The 25959-nt window shown below is 69.3% G+C and carries 27 protein-coding genes; 19 read left to right on the top strand and 8 right to left on the bottom strand.

Features of this window, described 5'->3' with window-relative positions:
* The first annotated feature begins 209 nt into the window (after positions 1–209).
* From MYL53_RS15235 to rimI, 5 genes are all read left to right on the top strand, one after another.
* A complete protein-coding gene (locus MYL53_RS15235) occupies positions 210–596 on the top strand; it encodes a P-loop NTPase family protein (protein WP_247854801.1) in 387 nt (128 codons plus the stop codon).
* 289 nt (positions 597–885) lie between these two features.
* Positions 886–2298: an MFS transporter gene (locus tag MYL53_RS15230; protein WP_247854800.1), complete on the top strand. Its 1413-nt coding sequence runs from the start codon at positions 886–888 to the stop codon at positions 2296–2298.
* 28 nt (positions 2299–2326) lie between these two features.
* Positions 2327–2638 (top strand): BolA family protein, encoded by a 312-nt coding sequence (locus tag MYL53_RS15225; protein ID WP_247854799.1) that lies wholly within the window; start codon positions 2327–2329, stop codon positions 2636–2638.
* A complete protein-coding gene (locus MYL53_RS15220; RefSeq protein ID WP_247854798.1) occupies positions 2635–3507 on the top strand; it encodes a hypothetical protein in 873 nt (290 codons plus the stop codon). Before MYL53_RS15225 ends, MYL53_RS15220 begins: the two co-directional genes overlap by 4 nt.
* On the top strand, positions 3500–3958 hold the full coding sequence (gene rimI, locus MYL53_RS15215; RefSeq protein WP_247854797.1) for a ribosomal protein S18-alanine N-acetyltransferase: 459 nt from the start codon (positions 3500–3502) through the stop codon (positions 3956–3958). Before MYL53_RS15220 ends, rimI begins: the two co-directional genes overlap by 8 nt.
* A 39-nt stretch (positions 3959–3997) precedes the next feature.
* Here rimI and MYL53_RS15210 read toward each other — a convergent pair whose 3' ends face one another.
* Positions 3998–4207 carry a cell division protein ZapB gene (locus MYL53_RS15210; protein ID WP_247854796.1) on the bottom strand — a complete coding sequence of 70 codons (210 nt, stop codon included), beginning with the start codon at positions 4205–4207 and terminating at the stop codon, positions 3998–4000.
* An 82-nt stretch (positions 4208–4289) separates the two neighbouring features.
* Entirely contained in the window at positions 4290–4961 is a 672-nt protein-coding gene (gene rsmD / locus MYL53_RS15205; RefSeq protein ID WP_247854795.1) for a 16S rRNA (guanine(966)-N(2))-methyltransferase RsmD, read from the bottom strand.
* A gap of 91 nt (positions 4962–5052) precedes the next feature.
* On the opposite strand from rsmD, the gene ftsY reads away from it, so the two are divergent.
* From ftsY to rpoH, 4 genes are all read left to right on the top strand, one after another.
* Positions 5053–6501 carry a signal recognition particle-docking protein FtsY gene (gene ftsY / locus MYL53_RS15200; protein ID WP_247854794.1) on the top strand — a complete coding sequence of 483 codons (1449 nt, stop codon included), beginning with the start codon at positions 5053–5055 and terminating at the stop codon, positions 6499–6501.
* Positions 6498–7166: a cell division ATP-binding protein FtsE gene (gene ftsE / locus MYL53_RS15195; RefSeq protein ID WP_247854793.1), complete on the top strand. Its 669-nt coding sequence runs from the start codon at positions 6498–6500 to the stop codon at positions 7164–7166. Before ftsY ends, ftsE begins: the two co-directional genes overlap by 4 nt.
* On the top strand, positions 7163–8134 hold the full coding sequence (gene ftsX / locus MYL53_RS15190; RefSeq protein ID WP_247854792.1) for a permease-like cell division protein FtsX: 972 nt from the start codon (positions 7163–7165) through the stop codon (positions 8132–8134). Before ftsE ends, ftsX begins: the two co-directional genes overlap by 4 nt.
* 134 nt (positions 8135–8268) lie before the next feature.
* A complete protein-coding gene (rpoH, locus tag MYL53_RS15185) occupies positions 8269–9135 on the top strand; it encodes an RNA polymerase sigma factor RpoH (protein ID WP_247854791.1) in 867 nt (288 codons plus the stop codon).
* Positions 9136–9222: 87 nt separating this feature from the next.
* On the opposite strand, the gene slmA is transcribed toward rpoH, so the two are convergent.
* From slmA to coaBC, 5 genes are all read right to left on the bottom strand, one after another.
* The gene (gene slmA / locus MYL53_RS15180; RefSeq protein ID WP_247854790.1) at positions 9223–9834 is read right to left on the bottom strand and encodes a nucleoid occlusion factor SlmA; all 612 of its coding nucleotides are present in this window, start codon (positions 9832–9834) and stop codon (positions 9223–9225) included.
* A gap of 61 nt (positions 9835–9895) precedes the next feature.
* Positions 9896–10798 carry an acetylglutamate kinase gene (gene argB / locus MYL53_RS15175; RefSeq protein WP_247854789.1) on the bottom strand — a complete coding sequence of 301 codons (903 nt, stop codon included), beginning with the start codon at positions 10796–10798 and terminating at the stop codon, positions 9896–9898.
* Between the two features lie 32 nt (positions 10799–10830).
* Positions 10831–12228 carry a phosphomannomutase/phosphoglucomutase gene (locus MYL53_RS15170; protein ID WP_247854788.1) on the bottom strand — a complete coding sequence of 466 codons (1398 nt, stop codon included), beginning with the start codon at positions 12226–12228 and terminating at the stop codon, positions 10831–10833.
* 28 nt (positions 12229–12256) lie between these two features.
* Complete coding sequence (dut, locus tag MYL53_RS15165; protein ID WP_247854787.1) at positions 12257–12724, bottom strand: dUTP diphosphatase; 468 nt, start codon at positions 12722–12724, stop codon at positions 12257–12259.
* Positions 12725–12766: 42 nt separating this feature from the next.
* Positions 12767–13996 carry a bifunctional phosphopantothenoylcysteine decarboxylase/phosphopantothenate--cysteine ligase CoaBC gene (coaBC, locus tag MYL53_RS15160; protein ID WP_247854786.1) on the bottom strand — a complete coding sequence of 410 codons (1230 nt, stop codon included), beginning with the start codon at positions 13994–13996 and terminating at the stop codon, positions 12767–12769.
* 281 nt (positions 13997–14277) lie between these two features.
* Between coaBC and radC the strand changes: the two genes are divergently transcribed.
* From radC to MYL53_RS15115, 9 genes are all read left to right on the top strand, one after another.
* Positions 14278–14952: a RadC family protein gene (gene radC, locus MYL53_RS15155; protein WP_247854785.1), complete on the top strand. Its 675-nt coding sequence runs from the start codon at positions 14278–14280 to the stop codon at positions 14950–14952.
* Positions 14953–15193: 241 nt separating this feature from the next.
* Positions 15194–15430 (top strand): 50S ribosomal protein L28, encoded by a 237-nt coding sequence (gene rpmB / locus MYL53_RS15150; RefSeq protein ID WP_035592734.1) that lies wholly within the window; start codon positions 15194–15196, stop codon positions 15428–15430.
* Between the two features lie 24 nt (positions 15431–15454).
* Complete coding sequence (rpmG, locus tag MYL53_RS15145) at positions 15455–15610, top strand: 50S ribosomal protein L33 (protein WP_016856547.1); 156 nt, start codon at positions 15455–15457, stop codon at positions 15608–15610.
* Positions 15611–15733: 123 nt separating this feature from the next.
* Positions 15734–16555, top strand: coding sequence for a bifunctional DNA-formamidopyrimidine glycosylase/DNA-(apurinic or apyrimidinic site) lyase (mutM, locus tag MYL53_RS15140; RefSeq protein WP_247854784.1), 822 nt, complete (start codon positions 15734–15736; stop codon positions 16553–16555).
* A 91-nt stretch (positions 16556–16646) separates the two neighbouring features.
* Entirely contained in the window at positions 16647–17843 is a 1197-nt protein-coding gene (locus MYL53_RS15135; RefSeq protein WP_247854783.1) for a class I SAM-dependent rRNA methyltransferase, read from the top strand.
* 64 nt (positions 17844–17907) lie between these two features.
* Positions 17908–18228: a putative signal transducing protein gene (locus tag MYL53_RS15130; RefSeq protein ID WP_247854782.1), complete on the top strand. Its 321-nt coding sequence runs from the start codon at positions 17908–17910 to the stop codon at positions 18226–18228.
* A gap of 198 nt (positions 18229–18426) precedes the next feature.
* Positions 18427–19542 carry an alanine dehydrogenase gene (gene ald, locus MYL53_RS15125; protein ID WP_247854781.1) on the top strand — a complete coding sequence of 372 codons (1116 nt, stop codon included), beginning with the start codon at positions 18427–18429 and terminating at the stop codon, positions 19540–19542.
* Positions 19543–19745: 203 nt separating this feature from the next.
* Entirely contained in the window at positions 19746–20771 is a 1026-nt protein-coding gene (locus MYL53_RS15120) for a tryptophan--tRNA ligase (RefSeq protein ID WP_247854780.1), read from the top strand.
* 131 nt (positions 20772–20902) lie between these two features.
* The gene (locus MYL53_RS15115; protein WP_282103617.1) at positions 20903–22582 is read left to right on the top strand and encodes an NAD-dependent malic enzyme; all 1680 of its coding nucleotides are present in this window, start codon (positions 20903–20905) and stop codon (positions 22580–22582) included.
* 176 nt (positions 22583–22758) lie between these two features.
* Here MYL53_RS15115 and acnA read toward each other — a convergent pair whose 3' ends face one another.
* Complete coding sequence (acnA, locus tag MYL53_RS15110) at positions 22759–25506, bottom strand: aconitate hydratase AcnA (protein WP_247854779.1); 2748 nt, start codon at positions 25504–25506, stop codon at positions 22759–22761.
* A gap of 171 nt (positions 25507–25677) precedes the next feature.
* Here acnA and MYL53_RS15105 point away from each other — a divergent pair, with 171 nt between their 5' ends.
* A complete protein-coding gene (locus MYL53_RS15105; protein WP_247854778.1) occupies positions 25678–25887 on the top strand; it encodes a zinc ribbon domain-containing protein in 210 nt (69 codons plus the stop codon).
* Positions 25888–25959 lie beyond the last annotated feature (72 nt).

Below are 25959 nucleotides of genomic sequence, written 5' to 3'. Positions count from 1 at the left end.
GGCGTTGCGCGGGGGTTCGCTTTGCTCATGTACAAACTCGTACATTCCGCCAGCGACCCCCCGCGCGCCTAGCCTGGCCCTAGCTCGCCGCCTTCCGCGTGTTCCGGTGGGGCCGCGTATGCCCGCATAAGATGGTTCGGTCGGGAAGTGTTGGTAAGGAGCGCCGCTGGCGCCCATAATGGCAGCGTTTCGACGTCGAGGAGACCGTGATGAAACTGCTCAACCGTTCCGCCCTGAGCATCAGGCCGACCCAGCACTTCGTCGACTGGGTCAACGCCCTGGAGCCCACCCTGGGCGACGACGACCTCTCGCTCGGCGACGTCGAAAGGGAAAGCACCGTCTATCTGATCCCGGAGATGGACACCCCGGAGGCCCTCGAGGCCTTCGTCCGCGAGCGCTACCTCGAGATCCTCGAGACCGAGCTGCGCGCCTGGGAAGAAGACGAGCGCCAGTGGCCCGAGACGCTCGACTGGGCGCTGTTCCAGCGCTTCCTGCGCTTCGAGTACAGCTACCTGGCCGTCGACCTCGATGACGAGGCGGCCCTCGAAGTGGCCGAAGTGGACGATAACCTGCTGCTGGAAACGGATCAGGACTAGCAAGACAGCGATTCACTGCTGCGCTCGACGACCCACATGGATGTGGGAAGTGCGATGGTTCGTCGGGAGCGAACCTCGCCAATCTGACTGCCGGCGGTGCCGAAGCGTCGGACCGTCGCAATCCTCATTGAGCGGCAAGTCAACTCCGGTTGCTCTGCTCCGGCGTCAGCCAGGCTAGGCGCCTCCGCTTATCTTCGCTCGTGACGTGACTCGATGCCTTGCGGCTTCGGAGTTCCACGAGTGTTTCGGAACCGGCTTCGGCCGGTTTTCTTGTCAGCGACGATCACACATGAGCCGACTCTTCTCGAACCGCCCCGGCGACGATGGCCTGCCGGGTTCCGAACGCCGTCTCGCCGTGCTGGCGCTGATCCTCGGCACCACCATGGCGGTGATGGACAACTCCATGGTCAACCTGGCGCTGCCGTCGATCGCCGCCGATCTCGAGGTGGCCTCGGCCGATGCGGTGTGGGTGACCAACCTCTTCCAGGTGACCTGCGCGGGGTTCCTGCTGGTGTTCGCCGCCTTGAGCGAGCTGGTCGGCCGGCGTCGTATCTACATGGGCGGGCTGGTGCTGTTCGCCGTCGCCGCTCTGGGCTGTGCGCTGTCGCGCAGCCTGGAGGCGCTGCTGGCATTTCGCGCCCTGCAGGGCGTGGCGGCGGCGGCGACGCTGTCGATCGGCCCGTCGCTGTATCGCGTCATCTTTCCCTCGCGGCTGCTGGGCAGCGCCCTGGGGCTGAGCTCGCTGGTGGTCGGCATCGGCTACGCCGCGGGTCCCGCCCTGGGCGGTGCGATCCTCTCGGTGGCCAGCTGGCCGTGGCTGTTCGCGCTGCCGGCGCTGCCGGCGATGGGGGCCGTCGCGCTGGCCTGGCGGGCGTTGCCCAGGGAGCCGGGGCGCCGCGGCGGCTTCGACGTCTCGGGTGCGCTGCTGGCCATGGCCACGCTGGGTGGCTTCTTCGCGGCGCTGGACGGCAGCGGAGCGGCGCTGCCCGGGCTCGAGACCCTCGGCTGGCTGGCTCTCAGCGTGAGCGCCGGCGCCGCCTTCCTGGCACGCCAGCGCCGCGCGCCCTATCCGCTGCTGGCGCTGTCGATGTTCGCCGAGCGCCGCTTCACCCTGGCCGTGTCCTCCCAGGGACTGGCCTTCGTCGGCCAGGGGCTGGCCTTCGTCGCGCTCTCCTTTCTCTACCAGCAGCAGATGGGCTTCTCGCCGCTGGAGACCGCCTGGCTGTTCACGCCCTGGCCGCTGACCATCATGGTGGCCGGCCCGCTCGCCGGGCGCCTGGCCGACCGTTTCAACCCCAGCCTGCTGAGCTCGGCGGGGCTGGTGCTGCTGATGGCCGGCCTGGCCAGCCTGGCGCTGCTCGAGACCGATGCCGAGGTGATCGATTGCCTGTGGCGCACGGCGCTGTGCGGGCTCGGCTTCGGCTTCTTCCAGCCGCCCAACAATCGCGAGCTGATGGGCAGCGTGCCGGCCGAGAAGAGCGCCAACGCCTCCGGCGTGATGAGCACCACCCGCACCGTGGGGCAGTCGCTGGGCGTGGCCATGGTCGGCGCCTGCCTGGCCGCCGGCGCCTCGGTGCAGGTGACGCTGTGGGCCGGCGTGGCCGCCGGCGGGCTGTCGCTGTTGGCCAGCCTCGGGCGCGTGTCGCTGGCGGGTGAGGCGCAGCGCGCCCGTCGTCGCGCCGCGGCCGAAAGCGTACAATGACCCCGACACTCACCAGCGGAACGCCGAGATGAGCATCCAGTCGACCATCGAGCACAAGCTCCAGGCCCTCGAGCCCACCTTCCTCAAGGTGGAGAACGAGAGCCACATGCATCACGTGCCGCCCAACTCCGAGACCCACTTCAAGGTGACCGTGGTGTCGCCGCGGTTTGCCGGCATCATGCCGGTCAAGCGTCACCAGCAGATCTACGCCCTGCTGACCGACGAGCTGGCCGGCCCGGTTCACGCCCTGGCGCTGCATCCCTACACCCCCGAGGAGTGGCAGGCCCGCGGCGAAGCGCGCCCGGACTCCCCGAACTGTCGGGGCGGCGGCAACTCGTGACCACCGAGCCCCAGCGGCTGCAGTATCTGGAGGCCATGGGCCTGACGGCCTGGACGGCGCGCTACCAGCTGCCCAACGCCCGGCCGACCGAGGCCTGCGAGTGGGAGCTGCCGACGCCGGACGACAGCGCTCGCCAAGCCCCCGGCGAGCGTCTCCAGGCGCTGCTGGACACGCCGGTCGAGCCGTCGTCTCCCCCCCCGTCGCCGGCCGCTCCCGTCTCGCCGGCGGCCGAGGCTCCTGCGCGTCCGCCGGCGGGCGAGCGCAAGGCGCGCGCGCTGCTCGGCGGCCTGGTGTCCGAGGCGGCCGGCGACGAGATCGCACCGACCACGGCGCCCGAGCCGGCGCCGAGCGTCGCGTCGGGCGAGCCCCAGGAGGCGCTGCGCTTCGCCCTGCAGGTGGCCTGCCTGGACGGCCGCTGGCTGGTGGTGCAGCCCGGCGAAGCCGCGCCGTCGCCGCTGGCGCAGCGGCTGCTGGTCAACCTGCTGCGCGCCGCCGGCGTCACGCCGGAGCATCCGCCGGCCTTCGAGCCCTTCCACTGGCCCCAGATCGAGGGGCTCCACGTGCAGGCGCCGCTGGACGAGGCGCGTCAGGGGCTCTCCGCCTTCCTGGCCGGCCGGGCGCGTCGCGGCTGGGCGCCGGAGCGGCTGCTGGTATTCGGTGACGAGGCGACCCTGACGCGGGTGCTGGCGATCGAGGACGAGCGCTCGACGGCGCTGGGCCTGCCGGCCTGGCAGGGGCCGGCGCTGGATGCCCTGGCGGCGAGCGCCGAGGCCAAGCGCGATCTCTGGCCGAGGCTCGTCGACTGGGGGCGCGCCTGGCAAGGCGAGGCGGGGAACGAGGCGAAGGGGGAGGCAGGCGGCGATGCCTGAGCCGCGCCTGCGCGAGCTCGGTCCCGCCGATCTGGCGTCGCTGGTCGAGCTGGAAGGGCGCGGCCAGGCCCATCCCTGGCCGGCGTCGCGGCTCGAGCAGGCGCTGATGGCGGAGGAATATGCCGTACTGGGACTGGATGATACCACGGGGCTGATCGGCCACGCGGTGGTGGCGCGCCAGCCCTTCGACGCCGAGCTCGAGAGCATTCTCATCGCCCCGGCGCGGCGCGGCGAGGGGCTGGCGGGACGGCTGCTGGCCGCGGTGATCGAGCGTGCCCGGGAAGGGAGCGCCGAGCGGTTGCTGCTGGAGGTCCGGGCGGGCAATGCCCCGGCGATCGCGCTGTATCGGCGGGCGGGTTTCGCGGAGGACGGGCGCCGGCGCGGCTACTATCCGCCGCTGGCCGGCACCGAACGCGAGGACGCGCTGCTGATGTCCCGCCCCCTGGCCTGATGCCCGACGGGCCGGCCAGGGGCGGCGACGCTCGGCTCGTCAGCCGGCCTGCTGCTCGGCGGTGCTACCGGTCTCGACATCGTCGAACTTGCCCAGCAGCGCGGACAGGCGGCGCTCCCACTCCTCGTGCTCCTGCTTGAGGCGGGCGTTTTCCTCGCGCAGCTCCTCGGCTTCCATCTTCATCAATTCCAGGGCCTCGACGGCGCTGGCGACCTTCTGTTCGAGCTGGTTGAAGAGTTCGATGCTCATCCGTTTCTCCTGACGATGTCGGCGGGGCGGCTGGCCCCGTGATTGGCGTCCTGCAGCGGCAGACTAACGCCGCGGGCAGGGCTCAGCAAGCGTCGCCGTCGGACGACTCCTCGGCTTCGCCTGGGCGGTGATAGAGCCGCCCGGTGCTGTCCCCGGCCCGCACCTCGCGATGCAGCCGCCAGCCGCTCGGCACCTCCGGCGCGAGCTCCGACTCCGTCTCCACGTAGATCCAGGCGTCCGCCGCCAGCCAGCCGGCCTCGAGGGCCCGGCAGCAGGGCGCGGCGAGGCCCTGCCGGAAGGGCGGGTCGAGGAACGCCAGGGAGAAGGGCGACCGTGCCTCGGCGAGCCCGGCCTCGAGATAGCCGAGCGCATCGGCGACGCTGACCTCGGCGGACGCGATGCCAAGCGTCGCCAGGTTGTCGGACAGCGCCCGGGCGACCCGCGCGTCGCGCTCCACCAGCGTGGCTGCGGCGGCGCCACGCGAGAGCGCCTCCAGGCCCAGCGCGCCGGTGCCGGCGAACAGGTCCAGCACCCGGGCGCCGGGCGTGGCCATGCCCAGCCAGTTGAACAGCGTCTCGCGGACGCGGTCCGGCGTCGGGCGCAGGCCCGGGCTGTCCAGCACCGGCAGCCGGCGGCGGCGATGCTCGCCGCCGATGATGCGCAGCTGCCCGGCGGGGCGGGCGGTCGCCTGCTTGCCGCGGCCGCGGCCGCGGGCAGGCGTCGAGGATCGGGAGGAGGGGCGTCGTCGGCTCATGGGCGCCGATTGTAGCGGGCGCCTTGTCCACAGTCATGGTGCGCGATGGTAGGATGTGGCGATTCGTTCACCCGCGAGGCTGAATCCCCCCATGTTCGGTTTTTTCAAGCGAAAGAAGAAGCAGCAAGAGCAGCAGCAGGAGCCCCAGCAGGCCCCCGAGGTCGAGCAGGAAGGGGCGCCTGATGCCGCGACGGCCGAGCCGGAGGCCGAGGCGCAGCCCGCCCCGGCGACCGAGCCTGCCCCCGTCGCCGAGCGCGACGATGAATCCGAGGCGTCCGCAGCGCCCGAGCCGGTCGAGGAGCCCGAGACGCCCGCGGCAGACGCCGAACCCGCGCCCGTCGAGGCGCCTGACACGTCCCGGGCAGTCGACGTCGAACCGGATGCGCCCGAGGTAGAAGACACCGAGCCGGCCACGGAGCCCGAGGCAGAACCCGCCCAGTCGCCAGTCGAGCCGGAACACGCGTCTGCTTCCGAGCCCGAACAGGCCGCCGCGCCCGAGCCTGTCGTTGAGCCCGAGCGCGAACCGGAGCCGGAACTCGAGCCCGCTCCAGCGCCGGTGGAGACGTCCAGGGCCGAGACCCGCGAGAAACCCAAGGGCAAGAAGAAGGGCCTGTTCGCGCGCATGCGCGAGGGGCTGGGCAAGACCCGCGCCAACCTGACCGAGGGGCTCGCCGGCCTGTTCATGGGCCGCAAGCAGATCGACGACGATCTGATGGAGGAACTCGAGACCCAGCTGCTGATGGCGGACGTGGGCATCGAGGCCACCACCCAGATCATCGATCGCCTCACCGACCGCGTCTCGCGCAAGGAACTCAAGGATCCCGAGGCGCTCTACAAGGCGCTGCAGGAGGAGCTGGCCACCCTGCTCGACGGCGTCACCGCGCCGCTTCAGCTTCCGCCCAAGGGCGAGGGCCCGTTCGTGATCCTGGTCGTCGGCGTCAATGGCGTCGGCAAGACCACTACCATCGGCAAGCTGACCCAGCGCTTCCAGCGCGAGGGCCGTAGCGTGATGCTGGCCGCCGGCGACACCTTCCGCGCCGCCGCGGTAGAGCAGCTCAAGGTCTGGGGCGAGCGCAACGACGTGCCGGTGGTGGCCCAGCACACCGGCGCCGACAGCGCCTCGGTGGTCTATGACGCCCTGGCCGCGGCCCGCGCCCGCGGCGTCGACGTGCTGATCGCCGATACCGCCGGTCGCCTGCACAACAAGGCTCACCTGATGGAGGAGCTCAAGAAGGTACGCCGGGTGATGGGCAAGCTCGACCCGCAGGCGCCCCACGAGGTGATGCTGGTGCTCGACGCCGGCACCGGCCAGAACGCGCTGTCCCAGGCGTCCACCTTCAACGAGGCGGTGCCGGTCTCCGGCATCACCCTGACCAAGCTCGATGGCACCGCCAAGGGCGGCGTCATCTTCGCCCTGGCCCAGCAGCTGGGCACGCCGATCCGCTTCATCGGCGTCGGCGAGACCCTCGACGACCTGCGCCCCTTCGATGCCCGGGAGTTCGTCGACGCCCTGTTCGACCGCGACGACGAGGCGGCATGATCGCCTTCGAGCACGTCGGCAAGCGCTACGGCGGGCGCTTCGAGGCACTCGCCAATCTCGACTTCCGCGTGCGTCGCGGCGAGATGGTGTTTCTCACCGGCCACTCCGGGGCCGGCAAGAGCTCGCTGCTGCGGCTGCTGATGCGCCTGGAGCGACCCAGCCGCGGGCGCATCCTGGTCGCCGGTCATGACATCGACCGCCTGCACCACAGCCAGGTGCCGTTCTACCGCCGCCAGATCGGCGTGGTGTTCCAGGATCACCAGCTGCTGTTCGACCGCTCGATCTATCACAACGTGGCGCTGCCGCTCGAGATCCAGGGCGCCGAGCCGCGCGAGGCGGCGCGCCGGGCCCGCGCGGCGCTGGACAAGGTCGGGCTGCTGCACCGCGAGAAGGCGCTGCCCATCGAGCTCTCCGGCGGCGAGCAGCAGCGCGTGGGCATCGCCCGGGCGGTGGTCAACAAGCCGGCCCTGCTGCTGGCCGACGAGCCCACCGGCAACCTCGACCCCCAGCTCTCGGCGGACATCATGCGGCTGTTCGAGGACTTCCACCGCATCGGCACCACGGTGATGATCGCCAGCCACGATCTGGCGCTGATCGCCCGCCTGCGCCATCGCACCCTGCGCCTGCACGAGGGGCGCCTGGTCGCCGACGAGGAGGCGTCATGAGCCGAGACCGATCCCCCCGCCGCGGCGCCCGCGCTCAGCGGCCCTCCACCGGCGGTCGCTGGCGCAGCTGGCTTCGCCATCATCGCGCCATGGCGCTGGACAGCGCCCGCCGGCTGCTGCGCCATCCGCTGAGCAGCCTGCTGACCATGCTGGCGATCGCCATCGCCCTGGTGCTGCCCGCCGGCCTGTGGCTGACCCTGGACGGCGCGCGGCTGCTCGATGCCGAGCTCGACGAGAGCGCGACCCTCACCGTCTATCTGGAGGAGGACGTCGGCGACGCCGAGGCCGGGCGCATCGTCGAGGCGCTGGCCGCCCATGACGGCGTGGCCGACACGCGCCTGATCACCGCCGATGAGGGCATGGCCGAGTTCCAGCAGTCGTTGGGGCTGGAGGACGCCCTGGCGCGACTGCCGGACAATCCGTTGCCGGCCAGCGTGGTGGTGCGCCCCGACGACCCGTCGCCGGCGGCGGTCAAGCGCCTGGCCGGTGGCCTGGGGGACATGGCCGGGGTCGAGGAGGTGCGCCTGGACCTGGCGTGGCTGGAGCGGCTCGGTCAGCTGGCCGAGCTGGGGCGCCGGGTCGGCCTGGGGCTTGCGGTGCTGTTCGGCCTCGGGGTGCTGCTGGTGGTGGGCAATACCATTCGCCTGGCGGTGGAGAACCGGCGCCAGGAGATCGAGGTGGTGACCCTGATCGGCGCCACCCATGCCTTCGTGCGCCGCCCCTTCCTCTACAGCGGGGCCTGGTACGGGCTGGGCGGCGGCGTGCTCGCCTGCCTGCTGCTGACCCTCGGCGGCAACTGGCTGGCCACGCCGATCGCCGCGCTAGCGGCCAGCTACGGCGCGGGTTTCACGCTGCCGGGGCTGGGTGGCGCGGGGTCGGCAACCCTGCTCGGCTGTAGTACACTGCTGGGCTGGGTGGGCGCCTGGATCGCCGTGAGCCGTCACCTGGCTCAGATCCGCCCCCGCTAGCGACGCATTTCCGAATCGGGAATACTGCGGGAACCAAATCGGTAAGCCGCTATCCAATGCGGCGACTCAGGTTCCAAGTACGGGTTTCCATACAAGGGATTCCACACACGGGCTTCAACGGAGACATCCTGCACATGAGCACCAGTCTTCTGCCGGTGGGCCACCTTTCCCCGGGCCACGACCTCAACGGCTACATCCAGGCGGTGAACGGCATTCCCATGCTGACCGTCGACGAGGAGCGTGACCTGGCCTTCCGTCTGCACGACGAGGGCGATCTCGAGGCGGCACGCCGTCTGGTGATGTCGCATCTGCGCTTCGTGGTACACATTGCGCGCAGCTATTCCGGCTATGGCCTGGCCCAGGCCGATCTGATCCAGGAAGGCAACGTCGGCCTGATGAAGGCGGTCAAGCGCTTCGACCCGAACCAGGGCGTGCGCCTGGTCTCCTTCGCCGTGCACTGGATCAAGGCCGAGATTCACGAGTTCGTGCTGCGCAACTGGCGGATCGTCAAGATCGCCACCACCAAGGCCCAGCGCAAGCTGTTCTTCAACCTGCGCAGCGCCAAGAAGCGCCTGGCCTGGCTGAACACCGACGAGGTCGAGGCCATCGCCAAGGACCTCGACGTCAAGCCCGAGGTCGTGCGTGAGATGGAAGGTCGTCTCTCCGCCCACGACGCCGGCTTCGACGCCGCGCCGGGCGAGGACGAGGAAACCGCCTACCAGGCGCCGGTCCACTATCTGGACGACGCCAGCCAGGACCCGGCGACCCAGCTCGAGGACAGCGACTGGGAGGCCGACGCCACTCGCCGCCTGCAGATGGCGCTGGAGGGGCTCGACGAGCGCTCCCGCGACATCCTCCAGCAGCGCTGGCTGAGCGACGACAAGTCGACCCTGCACGAGCTGGCCGACGTCTATGGCGTGTCCGCCGAGCGCATCCGTCAGCTCGAGAAGAACGCCATGAAGAAGATCAAGCAGCAGATCGGCGAGACCCTGGCGGCCTGACGGTACGGGCTGCCGCGCCGCACGAAGAAAACCCCGAAGGCTGGTGCCTTCGGGGTTTTTTGTTGCCGTCTCTCGCGGCGAGCGGCATCAGGCGGTCTGTACCGCCTCGCGCAATAGTCCTGCCGATAATACCGGCCACTGGTCGTCCCAGTGCTCGGTGGGTCGGTGGCGGAAGTCGCTGCGCACGTACTGGGCGATGCGCCCCTCGACCTGGGCGACCAGCAGGTTGGCGGCGGCGGGGATCGGCAGCGACGGACGACGCCCCTCGCGCAGTTCCGCCTCCCGCAGCACCTGCTTGAGCTGGGTCTCGAGGCGCTCGAACAGCTGGTGGATGCGCTGGCGCAGCCGCGCCGTCTCGCCGGTCAGGGCATCGCCGCCGAGCAGCCGCGACAGGCCCGGGTTCTTCTCGGCGAAGGCCAGCACCAGGGTGAGGATCTGGCCGCAGCGAGGCAGTGCCTCGGGCGCCTCCTCGAGGATGCGGCCGATGCGTTCGAACAGCGTCTGTTCGATGAACTCGATGAGCCCCTCGAACATGCGCGCCTTGCTGGGGAAGTGGCGGTAGAGGGCGGCTTCGGAGACGCCGACCTGGCGCGCCAGGGCGGCGATGGTGATGCGCTTGCCGCTGTCTTCCTCCAGCATCAGCGCCAGCCCCTGGAGGATCTGCTCCCGGCGGCTGGGGGTGTGGGTTGCCTGCGTCATGATGTTCTTTTCTTGTCGGTCCTTGATAAGAGGGGCAGCCGGGGCCGAAGCCCCGGCATCGTCATCGGTTCGCGTTGGTGATCAGCGTGCCCACTCCGGCGTTGGTGAAGATTTCCAGCAGAGTCGCATGGGGCACCCGGCCGTCGACGATGTGAGCGCTCGCCACGCCGCCCTTGACGGCATCCAGGGCGCAGCGGATCTTCGGCAGCATGCCGCCATGAATGGTGCCATCGGCAATCAGGGCGTCGACTTGAGCGGTGGTCAGCCCGGTGAGCACCTCGCCCTCGGCGTTCATCAGCCCGGAGACGTTGGTCAGCAGCATCAGCTTCTCGGCGTCCAGCGCCTCGGCCACCTTGCCGGCCACCAGGTCGGCGTTGATATTGTAGCTGCGCCCGGCCTCGTCCACGCCGATCGGCGCGATCACCGGGATGAAGTCGCGCTCGGCGAGCATCTCGATCAGGTCGGTGGAGATGTGCTCGACCTCGCCGACGTGGCCGATGTCGATGATCTCGGAGGCGGCCATGTCCGGCGTCTGCTGCTCGACCTGGAGCTGGCGGGCGCGGATCTGCCCGCCGTCCTTGCCGGTCAGGCCGATGGCCTTGCCGCCGCTCTGGTTGATCAGGTTGACGATGCCCTTGTTGACCAGCCCGCCCAGGACCATCTCCACCACGTCCATGGTCTCGGCGTCGGTGACGCGCATGCCGTTGACGAAGCGCGACTCGATCTTGAGCTTGCCGAGCAGCTCGCCGATCTGCGGGCCGCCGCCGTGGACCACCACCGGATTGATGCCGACCTCCTTCATCAGCACCATGTCGCGGGCGAAGGAATCGATCAGGGTGTCCTCGGTCATGGCGTTGCCGCCGTACTTGACCACCACGGTCTTGCCGGAGAAGCGCTGGATGTAGGGCAGGGCCTCCGAGAGCACCTCCACTACCTGGCGCGGGTCGCGGTTCTGTTCGCTCATGTCTTCCTTCCTGGTCGTGTCTTTGTCGTGGCTCACAGCGCGAGCTCGAGGTCCGGGGCCACCTGGGCGAGGGCGTCGGCAAAGCGGGCGCGGATGCGCTCGAGGGCGGCCTCGCTCTTGCCCTCGAAGCGCAGCACCAGCACCGGAGTGGTGTTGGAGGCGCGGCACAGGCCCCAGCCGTCCGGGTAGTCGACGCGGATGCCGTCGAGGGTGGTCTTGACGCCATCGTCGCCGAAGTCGCCTTCCCGGGCCAGTCGCGCCACCAGCTCGAACTTGGTCTCGTCGGTGACGCCGACGTTGATCTCCGGGGTGCCTATGTCCTGCGGATAGCGGGCGAAGAAGGCGTCGGCGTCTTCCGCCTGACGCGACAGCACCTCCAGCAGCCGGGCGGCGCCGTAGAGGCCGTCGTCGAAGCCGTACCAGCGCTCCTTGAAGAAGATGTGGCCGCTCATCTCGCCGGCGAGCTGGGCGCCGGTCTCCTTCATGCGCGCCTTGATCAGCGAGTGGCCGGTGCGCCACATCTCCGGGGTGCCGCCGGCCTCATCGATGACGCGGGCCAGGTTGCCGGTGCATTTGACATCGAAGATCACCCGCGCGCCGGGGTTGCGCTCGAGCATGTCCTCGGCGAAGGCCATCATCAGGTGATCGGGATAGATCAGCTGTCCCCGGGGCGTGATCACGCCCAGGCGGTCGCCGTCGCCGTCGAAGGCCAGGCCAATGTCGGCGTCGTGCTCGCGTACGGCGCGGATCAGGTCCTCGAGGTTCTCGGGCTTGCCCGGGTCCGGATGATGGTGGGGGAAGGTGCCGTCGATCTCGGCGAACAGCGGGATCGTCTCGGCCCCCAGGCGCTCGACCAGCTTGGGGCCGAGCTCGCCGGCCACGCCGTTGCCGCAGTCCACCACCGCCTTGAGCGGGCGCGTCAGGGCCACGTCGCCGAGGATGCGCTCGAGATAGGCCTCGCGCACGTCTTCCTCGTGCACCTCGCCGGCACCCTCGGCCAGGTCGCCTTCCTCGATCCGGCGGTGCAGGTCGGTGATCGCCTCGCCGGACAGCGTCTCGCCGCCGAGCACGATCTTGAAGCCGTTGTAGTCCGGCGGGTTGTGGCTGCCGGTGACCATCACGCCGGAGGCGGTGCCGTCGAGCACGTGGGTGGCGAAGTAGAGCACCGGGGTCGGCACCATGCCGATGTCGATCACGTCGCAGCCGCTGGCGGTCAGGCCGCGGGTCAGGGCGTCCTTGAGCCGCGGGCCGGAGAGGCGGCCGTCGCGGGCCACCACCACCCGGTTCTCGCCGCGGGCGAGGGCGGCACTGCCGATGGCCTGACCGATGCCTTCGACCCCGGCCTCGGTGAGGGTGTCATCGACGATGCCGCGGATGTCGTAGGCGCGAAAGATCGAGGCCGGAGCCTGGCGAGTGCTGTCCTGAGTCATGTCGTCGTCCCTGTGTGGAAAGTCGTTGTCAGTGGCGGCCCGAGCTGCCGAAGCCGCCGTCGCCGCGCAGGCTGGCGTCGAAGTCGTCGACCAGCTCGAGCTCGGCCTGCACCACCGGCACCAGCACGTACTGGGCCAGGCGCTCGAAGGGCTCGAGGGTGAAGGTCGTGCTGCCGCGGTTCCACACCGAGACCATCAGCTCGCCCTGATAGTCGGAGTCGATCAGCCCGACCAGGTTGCCGAGCACGATGCCGTGCTTGTGGCCGAGCCCGGAGCGGGGAAGGATCACGCCGGCCAGGCCCGGATCGGCGATGTGGATGGCCAGGCCGGTGCGCACCAGCTGGCAGTCGCCGGGCTCGAGCGTCAGTGGCGCGTCGAGCAGGGCGCGCAGGTCCATGCCGGCGGAGCCCTGGGTGGCGTAGTGGGGCAGGTGGTCGCGCATCCGCTCGTCGAGCAGTTTGACGGCGAGGCGGGGGCGGGCGGCGGTAGTCGGCATCGTGTGGCTTCCAGGAGTAAAAAGGAGCGATATCGGGTGGCGTCAGTCGGCGTCGTCGGTCGACGGGGCCAGGCGCTCGAGCGCGCGGCGGATCACGGCCTCGGCGAGTTCGGCCTTGGGCTGGGGCGGCAGGTCGGCCTGACCGGTGGTGTCGCCCTCGCGCCACAGCAGCAGAGCGGCGTTGTCGTCGGCGCCGAAGCCGAGCCCGGCGCGGGAGACGTCGTTGGCCACCACCATGTCCAGCTTCTTGCGCGCGAGCTTGTCGCGGGCGTAGGCGGCGAGGTCCCGGGTCTCGGCGGCGAAGCCGACCACGAAGGGTCGATCGGGCCTTGCGGCGACGGCGGCGATGATGTCGGGGTTCTTGACCAGGCGCAGGGTGAGGGTGTCCTCGCCGTCCTGCTTCTTGAGCTTGTGCTCGGCCGGCGCCTTGGCGCGGTAGTCCGCCACCGCGGCGCAGCCGATGAACAGGTCGCAGTCGCCGGCCAGGCGCTGGGCGGCGTCGTGCATCTCTCGGGCGCTTTCCACGTCGAGTCGCGCCACGCCCGCCGGCGTGGGCAGCGCCACCGGGCCGCTGATCAGCGTCACCCGGGCGCCGAGGGCGGTCGCGGCGGTGGCCAGGGCGTAGCCCATCTTGCCGGAGCTGTGGTTGGAGAGGTAGCGCACCGGGTCCAGCGGTTCGCGGGTGGGGCCGGCGGTGATCACCACGTGAAGGCCTTCGGCGGGGCGGTCGACGGGCGCGTTCAGGGCGGCCAGTATGGCCTCGGGCTCGAGCATGCGGCCGGGGCCCACGTCGCCGCAGGCCTGGTCGCCGCTGTCCGGGCCCAACAGTGTCCAGCCATCCTCGGCCAGCCGGCGGGCGTTGCGGGCGGTGGCCGGCTGGCGCCACATGGCCTGGTTCATGGCCGGTGCCATGGCCTTGTCGGCGTCGCTCGCCAGGCACAGGGTGGTGAGCAGGTCGTCGGCGTGGCCGTGGGCCAGCCGCGCCATCAGGTCGGCGGTGGCCGGGGCGATCAGGATCAGGTCGGCCCAGCGGGCCAGCTCGATGTGGCCCATGCCGGCTTCGGCTTCGGGATCGAGCAGCGAGGTGCGTACCGGCTCGCCGGTCAGCGCCTGCAGGGTCAGCGGAGTGATGAAGGCCTGGGCGCCGTCGGTCATCACGACGCGCACCTCGCAGCCGGCCTGCTTGAGCAGGCGGGCGAGCTGGGCGCTCTTGTAGGCGGCGATGCCGGCGCTGATGCCGAGCAGAACGCGGCGTGGAAGGGCTGTCGACATGGTCGTATCCGCGGCTGAATCCGGCCGTCTACCTTACCATTCGGCCGCACCCTTGCGTAGCCGCGCCCCTTTGCTCTCCTCCTCGGTCAAGCGCCACGGGGCTGATCCGTCATCGAGTCTCCGAGGAGGCGCTGTGAACCCATCCCTGGGCGCTACCGATGCCGTCCATGGCATAGGACCTCCTCTTCGACTCGCTGCCGGCGCCCCTGGTGCTGCGGCCGATGCCCGATCGCGCGCCTCGACTACAATGACATCGTGAAAAGACGGGCAGGGAGGCCGGGATGTCGATTCGTGACTGGCCGGAGGGCGAGCGCCCCCGGGAGAAGCTGCTGGCGCTGGGCTCCGAGGCGCTCTCCGACGCCGAGCTGCTGGCGATCTTCCTGCGCGTGGGCGTGACCGGGCGCTCGGCGGTGGACCTGGCCCGCGACCTGCTGTCGGCCTTCGGTGGCCTGCGGCCGCTGCTGGAGGCCGACCGTACGCGCTTCTGCGCCGAGCGCGGACTGGGCGAGGCCAAGTTCGTGCAGCTGCAGGCCACGCTGGAGCTGTCCCGGCGACACCTGGCCAGCCAGCTGGCGCGGGAGGACGCCCTGACCTCGCCGTCGCTGGTGCGCGCCTATCTGGCCTCGCGGCTGCGCCATCTTGGCCACGAGGAGTTCGCCGCGCTGTTCCTCGACAGCCAGCATCGGGTGATCCGCTTCGAGTCGCTGTTCCGCGGCACCCTCGACAGCGCCTCGGTGTATCCCCGCGAGGTGGCGCGCCGCGCCCTGGAACTGGGCGCCGGGGCGATCATCTTCGCCCACAACCATCCTTCCGGCGTGGCCGAGCCCAGCGATGCCGACCGGCGCATCACCGAGCGCCTCAGGGAGGCGCTTTCGCTGTTCGAGATCCGGGTGCTGGATCATTTCGTGGTCGGCGATGGCGAGGTGGTGTCATTCGCCGAGCGAGGGCTGCTATAATCCGCCGCGATCAAAACAGCAGAAGTCACAGTCGAGCTCGCCAGAGACGGTCCTCGTGGTCCAGTCGCCGGGTGGTATCACTGTATAATTCTGCACGTCGCTTGTCTGGCAGCGTTGACTCTGGTATAAAGTGCAGCCTTTGAATTCCCTTGGGTCAAATGACAGCGGGGTCGTCCCGGTTTTGCCCGACAGGTTTTGAACAATCAGGTACTCGTACCTGGCCAAGCGGTTGGAGGCTCTCATGTCCAAAGTATGTCAGGTTACCGGCAAGCGCCCGGTGACTGGTAACAACGTTTCACACTCCCAGCGCAAGACGCGTCGTCGTTTCGTGCCGAACCTGCACAGCCACCGTTTCTGGGTGGAGTCCGAGAAGCGCTTCGTCAAGCTGCGCGTCTCCTCCAAAGGCATGCGCATCATCGACAAGAAGGGCATCGAAGCGGTGCTCGGCGACATTCGCAAGCGCGGCGAAACCGTCTAAGCGTTTCCATAAGGGAGAAGACTCATGCGTGACAAGATTCGTCTGGTGTCCAGCGCCGGTACCGGCCACTTCTACACCACCGACAAGAACAAGCGGAACACTCCTGACAAGATGGAGATGAAGAAATTTGATCCGGTTGTTCGCAAGCACGTGATGTACAAGGAAGCCAAGATCAAGTAAGTCGGGATCCCCGCGGTTCCCGAGATCGCTTCCGCCGCAGGCCTCGGCCTGTCCTCAAGAACCCGGCCCGATGGTCGGGTTCTTGCGTATGATCGCCGCACGCCGCCGAGAGCAGGTCGCCCCATGCCCGAGTTGCCCGAAGTCGAGACCACCCGGCGCGGCATTGCCCCGCACGTGGAGGGCCGCGAGATCACCGAGGTGATCGTGCGCCAGTCCCGCCTGCGGGTGCCGGTGCCGGAGGACCTGATCGAGCGCCTGGTGGGTGCCCGCATCGGGCTGCTGGCGCGTCGCGCCAAGTACCTGTTGGTGCCCCTGGAGGGCGACGGCGGCACACTGCTGTGGCATCTCGGCATGTCCGGCAGCCTGCGCATCGCCCGGGTCGGCGAGCTGCCCAAGAAGCACGATCACGTCGACCTGGTGCTCGACGACGGCGCGGTGCTGCGCTATCACGATCCGCGGCGCTTCGGCTTCGTCGACTGGCTGGCCGGCGACGCCGAGCACGACTCGCGCCTGGCGAAGCTGGGTCCGGAGCCGCTGTCCGAGGCCTTCGACGGCGGGCGACTGTACGAGCTTTCGCGCCGGCGGCGCATGGCCGTGAAGCCCTTCCTGATGGACAATGCCGTGGTCGTCGGCGTCGGCAACATCTATGCCGCCGAGGCGCTGTTTCTGGCCGGCATCGATCCCCGGCGTGCCGCCGGACGGATCTCGCGCGAGCGCTATGATCGCCTGGCGGCCGCGGTCAGCGAGGTGCTGGCCGCCGCCATTACCCAGGGCGGCACCACCCTGCGCGACTTCGTCAGCGGCACCGGCGAGCCGGGCTACTTCGCCCAGCGGCTCAACGTCTATGGCCGCGACGGCCAGCCCTGCCGGCGCTGCGGCGCCGAGCTGCGCCTGGTGACCCTGGGCCAGCGGGCCAGCGTCTTCTGCGGCGAGTGCCAGAGCTGAGCGCCGCCACCCGATTCGATGCCCGGGCCCAAGGCCGGCATTCCCCGAACGTCCCCATGACGCCCACGACCTCCATGATGAGAGCCACGACATGACCGCCCTACGCTCACTGCGCCTGAAGAAGAACGCCGATCGCCGCCTCAAGGCGGGACATCTCTGGCTGTACTCCAACGAGATCGACACCCAGGCCACGCCGCTCAAGGACTTCGCACCCGGCGAGCAGGCCCAGGTCGAGGCCGCCAACGGCAAGGCCCTGGGCGTGGCCTACGTCAATGCTCACTCGCTGATCTGCGCCCGCCTGGTGTCCCGCGATCCGGGCATGCAGCTCGACCGCTCGCTGCTGGTCCACCGCCTGAACCAGGCCCTGGCCCTGCGCCAGCGCATGTTCGACAAGCCGTTCTATCGCCTGGTGCACGGCGAAGGCGACCTGCTGCCGGGGCTGATCATCGACCGCTTCGGCGACGTGCTGGTGGTGCAGCTCAATACCGCCGGCATGGAGGCCCAGCTCGAGCCGCTGCTCGACGCCCTGGACAAGGTGGTTTCCCCGAGCGCCGTGGTGCTGCGCAACGACACCTCCGGGCGCCGCCAGGAAGGTCTCGAGAGCCAGATCGAGGTGGTCAAGGGCACCCTGCCGGAGGCGGTGGAGCTCGAGGAGAACGGCGTGCGCTTCGTCGCCCCGGTGCTCGACGGCCAGAAGACCGGCTGGTTCTACGACCACCGCGTCAACCGCGCCTGGCTCAACCAGCACGTGGCCGGCAAGCGCGTGCTCGATCTGTTCAGCTACGTCGGCGGCTGGGGCGTGCAGGCCGCCGCCAGCGGGGCCAGCGAGGTGCTGTGCGTGGACGCCAGCGCCCCGGCGCTGGAGCGGGTCGCCGATAACGCCGCCCTCAACGGCCTGCACGAGCAGGTGGCGGTGGGTGAGGGCGATGCCTTCGAGGCCATGGCCGCGCTCAAGGCCGACGGCGAACAGTTCGACGTGGTGATCCTCGATCCGCCCGCCTTCATCAAGAAGCGCAAGGACACCACCGCCGGCGAGCGCGCCTACGGCAAGCTCAACCGAGAGGCCATGCGTCTGCTCGGCCGCGACGGCCTGCTGCTCTCGGCCTCCTGCTCGATGCATCTGGCGCCGGAGCGCCTGGTGGATACCGTGCGAGGCGCCGCCCGCCACCAGGACCGCCACGCCCAGATCCTGTTCCAGGGCCACCAGGGCCCGGATCATCCGGTGCATCCGGCGATTCCCGAGACCTCCTACCTCAAGGCCCTCGGCGTGCGCGTCTTCCGCGACTGATCGAGGCCTTCAAGAGCGGGGCGCGCCGGCCGGCGCGCCCCGTTTTTCCTTAACGCGAGCGCCCATGAACGACTTCGCCTTCGTCCGCGTCTTCTCCCACGCCAATCCGCTGCTGGTCGGCCACGTGGCCAATCTGCTGGAGGTCGCCGGCATCCCCGTCGAGCGGCGCAACCTGACGCTGGGCGGCGGTGCCGGCGAGCTGCCGCCGGGTGAGTGCGAGCCCGAGGTCTGGGTCGCGCCCCACAACCGTGAGCGGGCCGAGGGGCTGATCCACGAGGCCCTCGAAGGCCTGAGCGATCGGCCGGCCTGGACCTGCCCAGGCTGCGGCGAGCGTCTCGAGGGTGCGTTCGACGTCTGCTGGAACTGCGGCCGCTCCCGGCCCTGACGCCGGGCATCGCAAGGCGAAGACTGCTGTCGAGCGAATTGTGGTGTGAAGGCCTTTTTGCAGGACGACGTTCTGTGTCGATCGCCGGTTTCCTGAAAATCCTGTCTTTTGGAGCGCACCTGTCTGCGTGATCGTTCTGCTGTGCTGTAATGAGGTGGTGAGCCATTATCATCCATCGGCCAAGCACGGAGGATCGCCATGCAGATCGCCGTTCCGAAGGAAATCAAGAACCATGAATACCGCGTCGCCCTGACACCCAGCGGCGCTCGCGAGCTGATCGGCCGCGGCCACGTGGTGGTCGTCCAGGCCGGCGCCGGCGAGGGCGCCGGCTACCCGGATGCCGCCTACGAGGCCGCCGGGGCGCGCCTCGAGCCCGACGTGGCCAAGGTGTGGGCCGAGGCCGAGCTGATCCTCAAGGTCAAGGAGCCTCAGCCGGAGGAGGTCGCCAGGCTCTCGAAGGGGCAGACACTGTTCACCTACCTGCACCTGGCCGCCGAGGAAGACCTGACCCGCGGGCTGATGGAAAGCGGGGCCACCTGCATCGCCTACGAGACCATCACCGATCGTCAAGGCGGGCTGCCGCTGCTGGCGCCGATGAGCACCGTGGCGGGCCGTATGGCGGTGCAGGCCGGCGCCCACAGCCTGGAGAAGGCCCAGGGCGGCGCCGGCGTGCTGCTGCCGGGCGTGCCCGGCGTGGCGCCGGCCCGGGTCACCGTGATCGGCGGCGGCGTGGTCGGCGAGAACGCCGCGCGCATGGCGCTGGGGCTGGGCGCCGAGGTGACGGTGCTGGACAAGTCCATTCCTCGCCTTGAGACCCTCGACGACCGCTATCAGGGCCGCATGAAGACCGTGTTCTCCACCGCCGACGCCCTCGAGGAAGCGGCGCGCGAGTCCGACCTGATCATCGGCGCCGTGCTGGTGCCTGGTGCCGCCGCGCCCAAGCTGATCACCCGCGCCATGCTGGCGGAGATGAAGCCGGGCAGCGTGCTGGTGGACGTGGCCATCGACCAGGGCGGCTGCTTCGAGACCAGCCGGCCGACCACCCACGCCGAGCCCACCTATGTGGTCGACGGCGTGGTGCACTACTGCGTGGCCAACATGCCGGGCGCGGTGGCGCGCACCTCGACCCAGGCGCTGACCAACGCCACCCTGCCGTTCGTCGTCGCCCTGGCCGACAAGGGCTGGCAACAGGCGCTGGCCGACGACGCCCACTTCGCCGCGGGGCTCAACGTCCACGACGGCCAGCTGACCTATCGCGCCGTGGCCGAGGCCTTCGGGCTCGAGTACGTCGAGGCGGATAGGCTGATCGGTTGATCGCTGGATGAGTGAGGGGGTGTGAGGTGTAGGATTGAGGAGTGAGGAGTGAGGAGTGAGGAGTGAGGTGTAAGAGCGCGTGGCGCATGAGCGATCACGTTTGCCTCGCCCCTCGTCCCTCGCTCCTTCCCCGCGCCGGTCGCCTTGGCCGGGGCGCCGCGTTACCATAGCGGGCATTCGAGAGTCAGCTGAGTCCCGCTTTCATGACCGCATCATCCGACAAGACCCGTGTGCTGACGGGGATCACCACCACCGGCACCCCCCACCTCGGCAACTACGTCGGGGCCATCAAGCCCGCCATCGCGGCGAGCCAGGACCCGAGCGTCCAGTCCTACTACTTCCTCGCCGACCTGCACGCACTGATCAAGTGCCAGGACCCCAAGCGGGTCCAGCAGTCGCGCCTGGAGATCGCCGCCACCTGGCTGGCGCTGGGGCTCGATACCGACAACGCCATCTTCTATCGCCAGTCGGACATCCCCGAGATCGCCGAGCTGAACTGGATGCTGTCCTGCGTCTGCGCCAAGGGCCTGATGAACCGCGCCCACGCCTACAAGGCGGCGGTGGCCGATAACGAGGAGGCCGGCAGCCCCGACCCCGACCGCGGCATCACCATGGGCCTGTTCGGCTACCCGGTGCTGATGGCGGCGGACATCCTGATGTTCAACGCCAACAAGGTGCCGGTCGGCCGCGATCAGATCCAGCACATCGAGATGGCGCGCGACATGGGCGGGCGCTTCAACCATCTGTTCAAGGGTCAGTACTTCACCCAGCCCGAGGCGGTGGTGGACGAGCGGGTCCAGGTGCTCAACGGCCTGGACGGTCGCAAGATGTCCAAGAGCTACGAGAACACCATTCCGCTGTTCGTCTCCGAGAAGAAGTTGCAGAAGCTGGTCCGCAAGATCAAGACCAACTCGCTGGAGCCCGGCGAGCCCAAGGACCCGGACACCTGCACCCTGTTCCAGATCTACTCGGCCTTCGCCAGCGTCGAGGAGACCGCGGCCATGCGCACCGAGTACGAGAACGGCATCGGCTGGGGCGACGCCAAGAATCGCGTCTTCGAGTACCTGAACGCCCACCTGCGCGAGCCCCGCGAGCGCTACCAGGCGCTGCTGGAGGACCCCGGCCACATCGAGGCCGTGCTGAAGCAGGGCGCCGAGCGCGCCCGCGCCGAGGCCGCGCCCTTCATGGATCGGCTGCGCAAGGCGGTCGGCCTGGGCCAGTTTGTCTAGCCCGATGCCTCGACGTTGAGCCCCGCAACGGCGCCTTCGACCCTGGTCGGAGGCGCCGTTGTGGTAGAGTACCGACCAAGGCGCCGCAGAGCGCCATGGCCCGCATTCCCGACATGGAAAGAGAGAACTTGATGACCAGCGAAGCCAAGCGCCCCCTCTATGTGCCCTACGCCGGGCCGCCTCTGCTCGAAATGCCCCTGCTCAACAAGGGCAGCGCCTTCACCCGGGAGGAGCGCTTCGAGTTCAACCTCGTCGGCCTGCTGCCGCAGAACGTCGAGACCATCGAGGAGCAGGCGGAGCGGGCCTATCGCCAGTATCGCCAGTGCCAGACCGACCTGGATCGCCACATCTACCTGCGTGCCATCCAGGACGACAACGAGACCCTCTACTTCCGGCTGGTCTCCGAGCATCTCGAGGAGATGCTGCCGATCATCTATACGCCGACGGTCGGTCAGGCCTGCGAAGAGTTCTCCAACATCTACCGCAACCACCGCGGCCTGTTCGTTTCCTACCCCGACCGCGGCCGCATGGACGACATCCTGCGCAGCGCGACCAAGGACAACGTCAAGGTGATCGTGGTCACCGACGGCGAGCGCATCCTCGGCCTCGGTGACCAGGGCATCGGCGGCATGGGCATCCCGATCGGCAAGCTGTCGCTGTATACCGCCTGCGGCGGCATCAGCCCGGCCTACACCCTGCCGATCCAGATCGACGTGGGCACCAACAACCAGACCCTGCTCGACGATCCCATGTACATGGGCTGGCGCCATCCGCGTATCTCCCAGGAGGAGTACAACGCCTTCATGGCCGAGTTTATCACCGCCGTGAAGCGCCGCTGGCCGAATGTGTTGCTGCAGTTCGAGGACTTCGCCCAGGCCAACGCCCTGCCGCTGCTCGACCGCTACCGCGACGAGCTGTGCTGCTTCAACGACGACATCCAGGGCACCGCGTCCGTGTGCGTGGGTACCCTGATGGCGGCCTGCAAGGCTCGCGGCGAGAGCGTCAGCGACCAGCGCGTGGCGGTGGTCGGCGCCGGCTCGGCCGGCTGCGGTATCGCCGAGCAGATCGTGGTGGCCATGCAGGCCGAGGGGCTCTCCGAGGCCGAGGCGCGCCGGCGCATCTACATGGTCGATCGCGAGGGCCTGGTGACCGGCGACCAGGAGTGGCTGCGCGACTTCCAGCGCCGCCTGGCCCAGGAGGTGACGCTGGTCGCCGACTGGGACGGCCAGTCGCTGCTGGAGGTGGTCAAGCAGGTCAAGCCGACCGTGCTGCTCGGCGTCAGCGGCCAGCAGGGCATCTTCACCGAAGAGGTGATCCGCACCATGCACGCCGGCTGCGCCTCGCCGCTGGTGATGCCGTTGTCCAACCCGACCTCCCGCGCTGAGGCGGTGCCGGCGGACGTGATCCGCTGGACCGACGGCCAGGCCATGGTCGCCACCGGCAGCCCCTTCGCCCCGGTGGAGCACGGTGGCCGTTCCTACCCGATCGCCCAGTGCAACAACGCCTACATCTTCCCGGGCATCGGCCTCGGCGTGGTAGCGGCCGGCGCCAAGCGGATCACCGACACCATGCTGATGGCCGCCTCCCGCGCGCTGGCCGATGCGGCGCCGGTGGCGAAGACCGGCGAGGGCGCGGTGCTGCCGGCGCTGGCCGACATCCGCGAGCTGTCCAGGGCGATCGCCTTCGAGGTGGGCGCCGAAGCCCAGCGCGAGGGCGTGGCACTGAAGTCTGACGAAAAGACCCTGCGCGACGCCATCGAGCGCAACTTCTGGACGCCGGAATATCGCGCCTATCGTCGCCGGTCGTTCTGAGGCCGGGTAAGGGTAGGGGGAGTGAAGTGTGAGGAGTGAGGCGTCGGCCGCCGGCGCCTCATCGGTTGGAGCATGATCCCCTCACCCCTGAAGCCTCCCCCCCCTCGCCTAGAAACGCAAACGCCCCGCCGGTTGAACGGCGGGGCGTTTGCGTTTACGGCGTTCGGTCAGGCCTGTCAGGCCGTCCCAATCATCTTGCGCAGCACGTAGTGCAGGATGCCGCCGTGGCGGTAATACTCCAGCTCGTTGGCGGTGTCGATGCGGCACAGCGCCTCGAGCGTCTGCTCGCCCTTGTCGCTCTCGATGGTCACCTCGACCTTGCCGCCCGGGGTGAGATCGTCGAGGCCCTTGATGGAGACGCGCTCGTCGCCGGTCAGGCTCAGGGTCTCGCGGGTCTCGCCCTCGGGGAACTGCAGCGGCACCACGCCCATGCCGATCAGGTTGGAGCGGTGGATGCGCTCGTAGGACTCCGCCAGCACGGCGCGCACGCCGAGCAGCCGGGTGCCCTTGGCGGCCCAGTCGCGGGAGGAGCCGGTGCCGTATTCCTTGCCGGCGATCACCACCAGCGGGGTGCCTTCCTGCTGGTACTGCATGGCCGCGTCATAGATGGCCATCTGCTTGCCGGAGGGCACGTGGCGGGTCTCGCCGCCGACCACGCCGTCGAGCATCTCGTTCTTGATGCGCACGTTGGCGAAGGTGCCGCGCATCATGATCTCGTGGTTACCTCGTCGCGAGCCGTAGGAGTTGAAGTCCACCGGCTTGATGCCGCGCTCCTGCAGATAGCGGCCCGCCGGGCTGTCGGGCTTGATGGCGCCGGCCGGCGAGATGTGGTCGGTGGTCACCGAGTCGCCGAGCATGGCCAGCACGTGGGCGCGCTCGACGTCCTCGGTGGCGGCGGGCTCGCGGCCCATGCCCTCGAAGAACGGCGGGTGCTGGATGTAGGTGGAGTCGGCGTTCCACCGATACACCTCGCTCTCGGGGACCTCGATGGCCTTCCACACCTCGTCGCCCTCGAAGACCTCGGCGTACTCCTTGCGGTACATCTCGGTCTTGACCTGCTCCACCGCCTCGGCGATCTCGGCCTGGGAGGGCCAGATGTCCTGCAGGTAGACCGGCTTGCCGTGGCGGTCGATGCCCAGCGGGTCGCGGGCCAGGTCCTTGCGGACGTTGCCGGCCAGGGCATAGGCCACCACCAGGGGCGGCGAGGCCAGCCAGTTGGTCTTGACCAGCGGATGGACGCGGCCCTCGAAGTTGCGGTTGCCGGACAGCACCGAGGCCACCGTCAGGTCGCCGTCGGTGATCGCCTGCTCGATGGGCTCGTGCAGCGGGCCGGAGTTGCCGATGCAGGTGGTGCAGCCGTAGCCGACCAGGTTGAAGCCCAGGGCGTCGAGGTCGTCCTGCACGCCGCCGGCGGCCAGGTAGTCGGTGACTACCTTGGAGCCGGGGGCCAGCGAGGTCTTGACCCAGGGCTTGGTGTCGAGTCCGCGCTCCCGGGCGTTACGCGCCAGCAGGCCGGCGGCCATCATCACGCTGGGGTTGGAGGTGTTGGTGCAGGAGGTGATGGCGGCGATCACTACTGCGCCGGGGTCGAGGCGGAAGGCCTCGCCCTCGAGATCGACCGTCTGGCTGTCGTGGTGCTCGTAGCTCTCCTCGACGCCGACCGCGGTCTGGCCGCCCTCGGACATCAGCTTGCCGTTCTCGGCGGATTCGCCGAGCGGCTTGCCGTCGTCCTCCATCACCTTGGCGAAGGCCTGCGGCATGTCGGCCAGGGTGACACGGTCCTGGGGCCGCTTGGGGCCGGCCAGGCTGGCCTCGACGTCGCCCATGTCGAGCTCCAGGGTATCGCTGAAGATCGGCTCGGCGCCGGGCTCGCGCCACAGGCCCTGGGCCTTGCAGTAGGCCTCGACCAGGGCGATCTGCTCGTCGTCGCGGCCGGTCAGGCGCATGTAGGTGAGGGTCTCGTCGTCGACCGGGAAGAAGCCGCAGGTGGCGCCGTATTCCGGCGCCATGTTGGCGATGGTGGCGCGGTCCGCCAGCGGCAGGTCCTTGAGGCCGTCGCCGTAGAACTCGACGAACTTGCCGACCACGCCGCGGCTGCGCAGCATCTGGGTCACCGTCAGCACCAGGTCGGTGGCAGTGATGCCCTCGCGTAGCTTGCCGGTGAGCTTGAAGCCCACCACTTCGGGGATCAGCATCGACACCGGCTGGCCAAGCATGGCCGCCTCGGCCTCGATGCCGCCGACGCCCCAGCCGAGCACGCCCAGGCCGTTGATCATGGTGGTGTGGGAATCGGTGCCGACCAGGGTGTCCGGGTAGGCGAAGGTCTTGCCGTCCTCCTCCTTGGTCCACACCGTCTTGCCCAGGTACTCGAGGTTGACCTGATGACAGATGCCGGTGCCCGGCGGCACCACGCGGAAGTTGTCGAAGGCCTGCTGGCCCCAGCGCAGGAACTCGTAGCGTTCGCGGTTGCGCTCCATCTCGATGGCGACGTTGTCCTTGAAGGCGCTGGGATCGCCGAAGTGGTCGACCATCACCGAGTGGTCGATCACCAGGTCCACCGGCGACAGGGGATTGATGCGAGAGGGCTGCTCGCCGAGGGTCTCGACGGCGGCGCGCATTGAGGCCAGATCGACCACGCCGGGCACGCCGGTGAAGTCCTGCATCAGCACCCGCGCCGGGCGGTAGCCGATCTCGCGGTCGGACGAGGCGGTTTTCTGCCAGTCGACCAGCGCCTGCATGTCCTCGCGCTCGACGCCTTCCTGATCGGCGAAGCGCAGCTGGTTCTCGAGCAGGATCTTCAGCGTCATCGGCAGGCGATCGATGTCGCCCAGGGCCTCGGCAGCCTTGGGCAGGCTATGGTAATGGAAGGTGGTGCCGGCGGCGTCGAGGGTCTGCAGCGTCTCCGGTAGGGACGAAGTGCTCATGGGGTCCTCCTGTCACGGCGGGAAAGATCGAACCATCCTGGTCCGCTATAGATTACATGGTCATGATAGATGGCCTTTTCAACCATCGCGCCGACGGTGGGCCCGGCGCCCTTGAAAAGACGGCCGCGGCGCCCCATCTAACGGGGCAGCAAGACGGCCGGGGAGGACATTGTGCATGAGGAAGCGCTGGACAGCCACGCGGTGCGCTGCCCCTACTGCGACACCGGCTTCGACCTGCTGGTCGACCTTTCCCAGGGCAGCCACACGACCTGGGAGGACTGCCCGCAGTGCTGTGCGCCGATTCAGCTGCGCATCGAGGTGTCGCTGGCCGACGGCGAGCTCGAGTCGCTGACCCTGGGGCGCGACGACGAGGTGCTGTGAAGGCAAGTGCCGTGAGCCGCCACGACGCGCTTGTGCCGCCCCGCGCCGGCCATCGATTTTGACTATCCGTGC

It is taken from the genome of Halomonas getboli (assembly GCF_023094245.1).
Classification (GTDB): domain Bacteria; phylum Pseudomonadota; class Gammaproteobacteria; order Pseudomonadales; family Halomonadaceae; genus Halomonas; species Halomonas getboli.
This window is presented reverse-complemented; position numbering and strand designations above follow the sequence as displayed.

Excerpts from the sequence above, each read along its gene's own strand:
- MYL53_RS15235 (WP_247854801.1), top strand. The coding sequence starts at position 210 with ATGAAACTGCTCAACCGTTCCGCCCTGAGCATCAGGCCGACCCAGCAC.
- MYL53_RS15230 (WP_247854800.1), top strand. The coding sequence starts at position 886 with ATGAGCCGACTCTTCTCGAACCGCCCCGGCGACGATGGCCTGCCGGGT.
- MYL53_RS15225 (WP_247854799.1), top strand. The coding sequence starts at position 2,327 with ATGAGCATCCAGTCGACCATCGAGCACAAGCTCCAGGCCCTCGAGCCC.
- rimI (WP_247854797.1), top strand. The coding sequence starts at position 3,500 with ATGCCTGAGCCGCGCCTGCGCGAGCTCGGTCCCGCCGATCTGGCGTCG.
- MYL53_RS15210 (WP_247854796.1), bottom strand. The coding sequence starts at position 4,207 with ATGAGCATCGAACTCTTCAACCAGCTCGAACAGAAGGTCGCCAGCGCC.
- rsmD (WP_247854795.1), bottom strand. The coding sequence starts at position 4,961 with ATGAGCCGACGACGCCCCTCCTCCCGATCCTCGACGCCTGCCCGCGGC.
- ftsY (WP_247854794.1), top strand. The coding sequence starts at position 5,053 with ATGTTCGGTTTTTTCAAGCGAAAGAAGAAGCAGCAAGAGCAGCAGCAG.
- ftsE (WP_247854793.1), top strand. The coding sequence starts at position 6,498 with ATGATCGCCTTCGAGCACGTCGGCAAGCGCTACGGCGGGCGCTTCGAG.
- ftsX (WP_247854792.1), top strand. The coding sequence starts at position 7,163 with ATGAGCCGAGACCGATCCCCCCGCCGCGGCGCCCGCGCTCAGCGGCCC.
- rpoH (WP_247854791.1), top strand. The coding sequence starts at position 8,269 with ATGAGCACCAGTCTTCTGCCGGTGGGCCACCTTTCCCCGGGCCACGAC.
- slmA (WP_247854790.1), bottom strand. The coding sequence starts at position 9,834 with ATGACGCAGGCAACCCACACCCCCAGCCGCCGGGAGCAGATCCTCCAG.
- argB (WP_247854789.1), bottom strand. The coding sequence starts at position 10,798 with ATGAGCGAACAGAACCGCGACCCGCGCCAGGTAGTGGAGGTGCTCTCG.
- MYL53_RS15170 (WP_247854788.1), bottom strand. The coding sequence starts at position 12,228 with ATGACTCAGGACAGCACTCGCCAGGCTCCGGCCTCGATCTTTCGCGCC.
- dut (WP_247854787.1), bottom strand. The coding sequence starts at position 12,724 with ATGCCGACTACCGCCGCCCGCCCCCGCCTCGCCGTCAAACTGCTCGAC.
- coaBC (WP_247854786.1), bottom strand. The coding sequence starts at position 13,996 with ATGTCGACAGCCCTTCCACGCCGCGTTCTGCTCGGCATCAGCGCCGGC.
- radC (WP_247854785.1), top strand. The coding sequence starts at position 14,278 with ATGTCGATTCGTGACTGGCCGGAGGGCGAGCGCCCCCGGGAGAAGCTG.
- rpmB (WP_035592734.1), top strand. The coding sequence starts at position 15,194 with ATGTCCAAAGTATGTCAGGTTACCGGCAAGCGCCCGGTGACTGGTAAC.
- rpmG (WP_016856547.1), top strand. The coding sequence starts at position 15,455 with ATGCGTGACAAGATTCGTCTGGTGTCCAGCGCCGGTACCGGCCACTTC.
- mutM (WP_247854784.1), top strand. The coding sequence starts at position 15,734 with ATGCCCGAGTTGCCCGAAGTCGAGACCACCCGGCGCGGCATTGCCCCG.
- MYL53_RS15135 (WP_247854783.1), top strand. The coding sequence starts at position 16,647 with ATGACCGCCCTACGCTCACTGCGCCTGAAGAAGAACGCCGATCGCCGC.
- MYL53_RS15130 (WP_247854782.1), top strand. The coding sequence starts at position 17,908 with ATGAACGACTTCGCCTTCGTCCGCGTCTTCTCCCACGCCAATCCGCTG.
- ald (WP_247854781.1), top strand. The coding sequence starts at position 18,427 with ATGCAGATCGCCGTTCCGAAGGAAATCAAGAACCATGAATACCGCGTC.
- MYL53_RS15120 (WP_247854780.1), top strand. The coding sequence starts at position 19,746 with ATGACCGCATCATCCGACAAGACCCGTGTGCTGACGGGGATCACCACC.
- MYL53_RS15115 (WP_282103617.1), top strand. The coding sequence starts at position 20,903 with ATGACCAGCGAAGCCAAGCGCCCCCTCTATGTGCCCTACGCCGGGCCG.
- acnA (WP_247854779.1), bottom strand. The coding sequence starts at position 25,506 with ATGAGCACTTCGTCCCTACCGGAGACGCTGCAGACCCTCGACGCCGCC.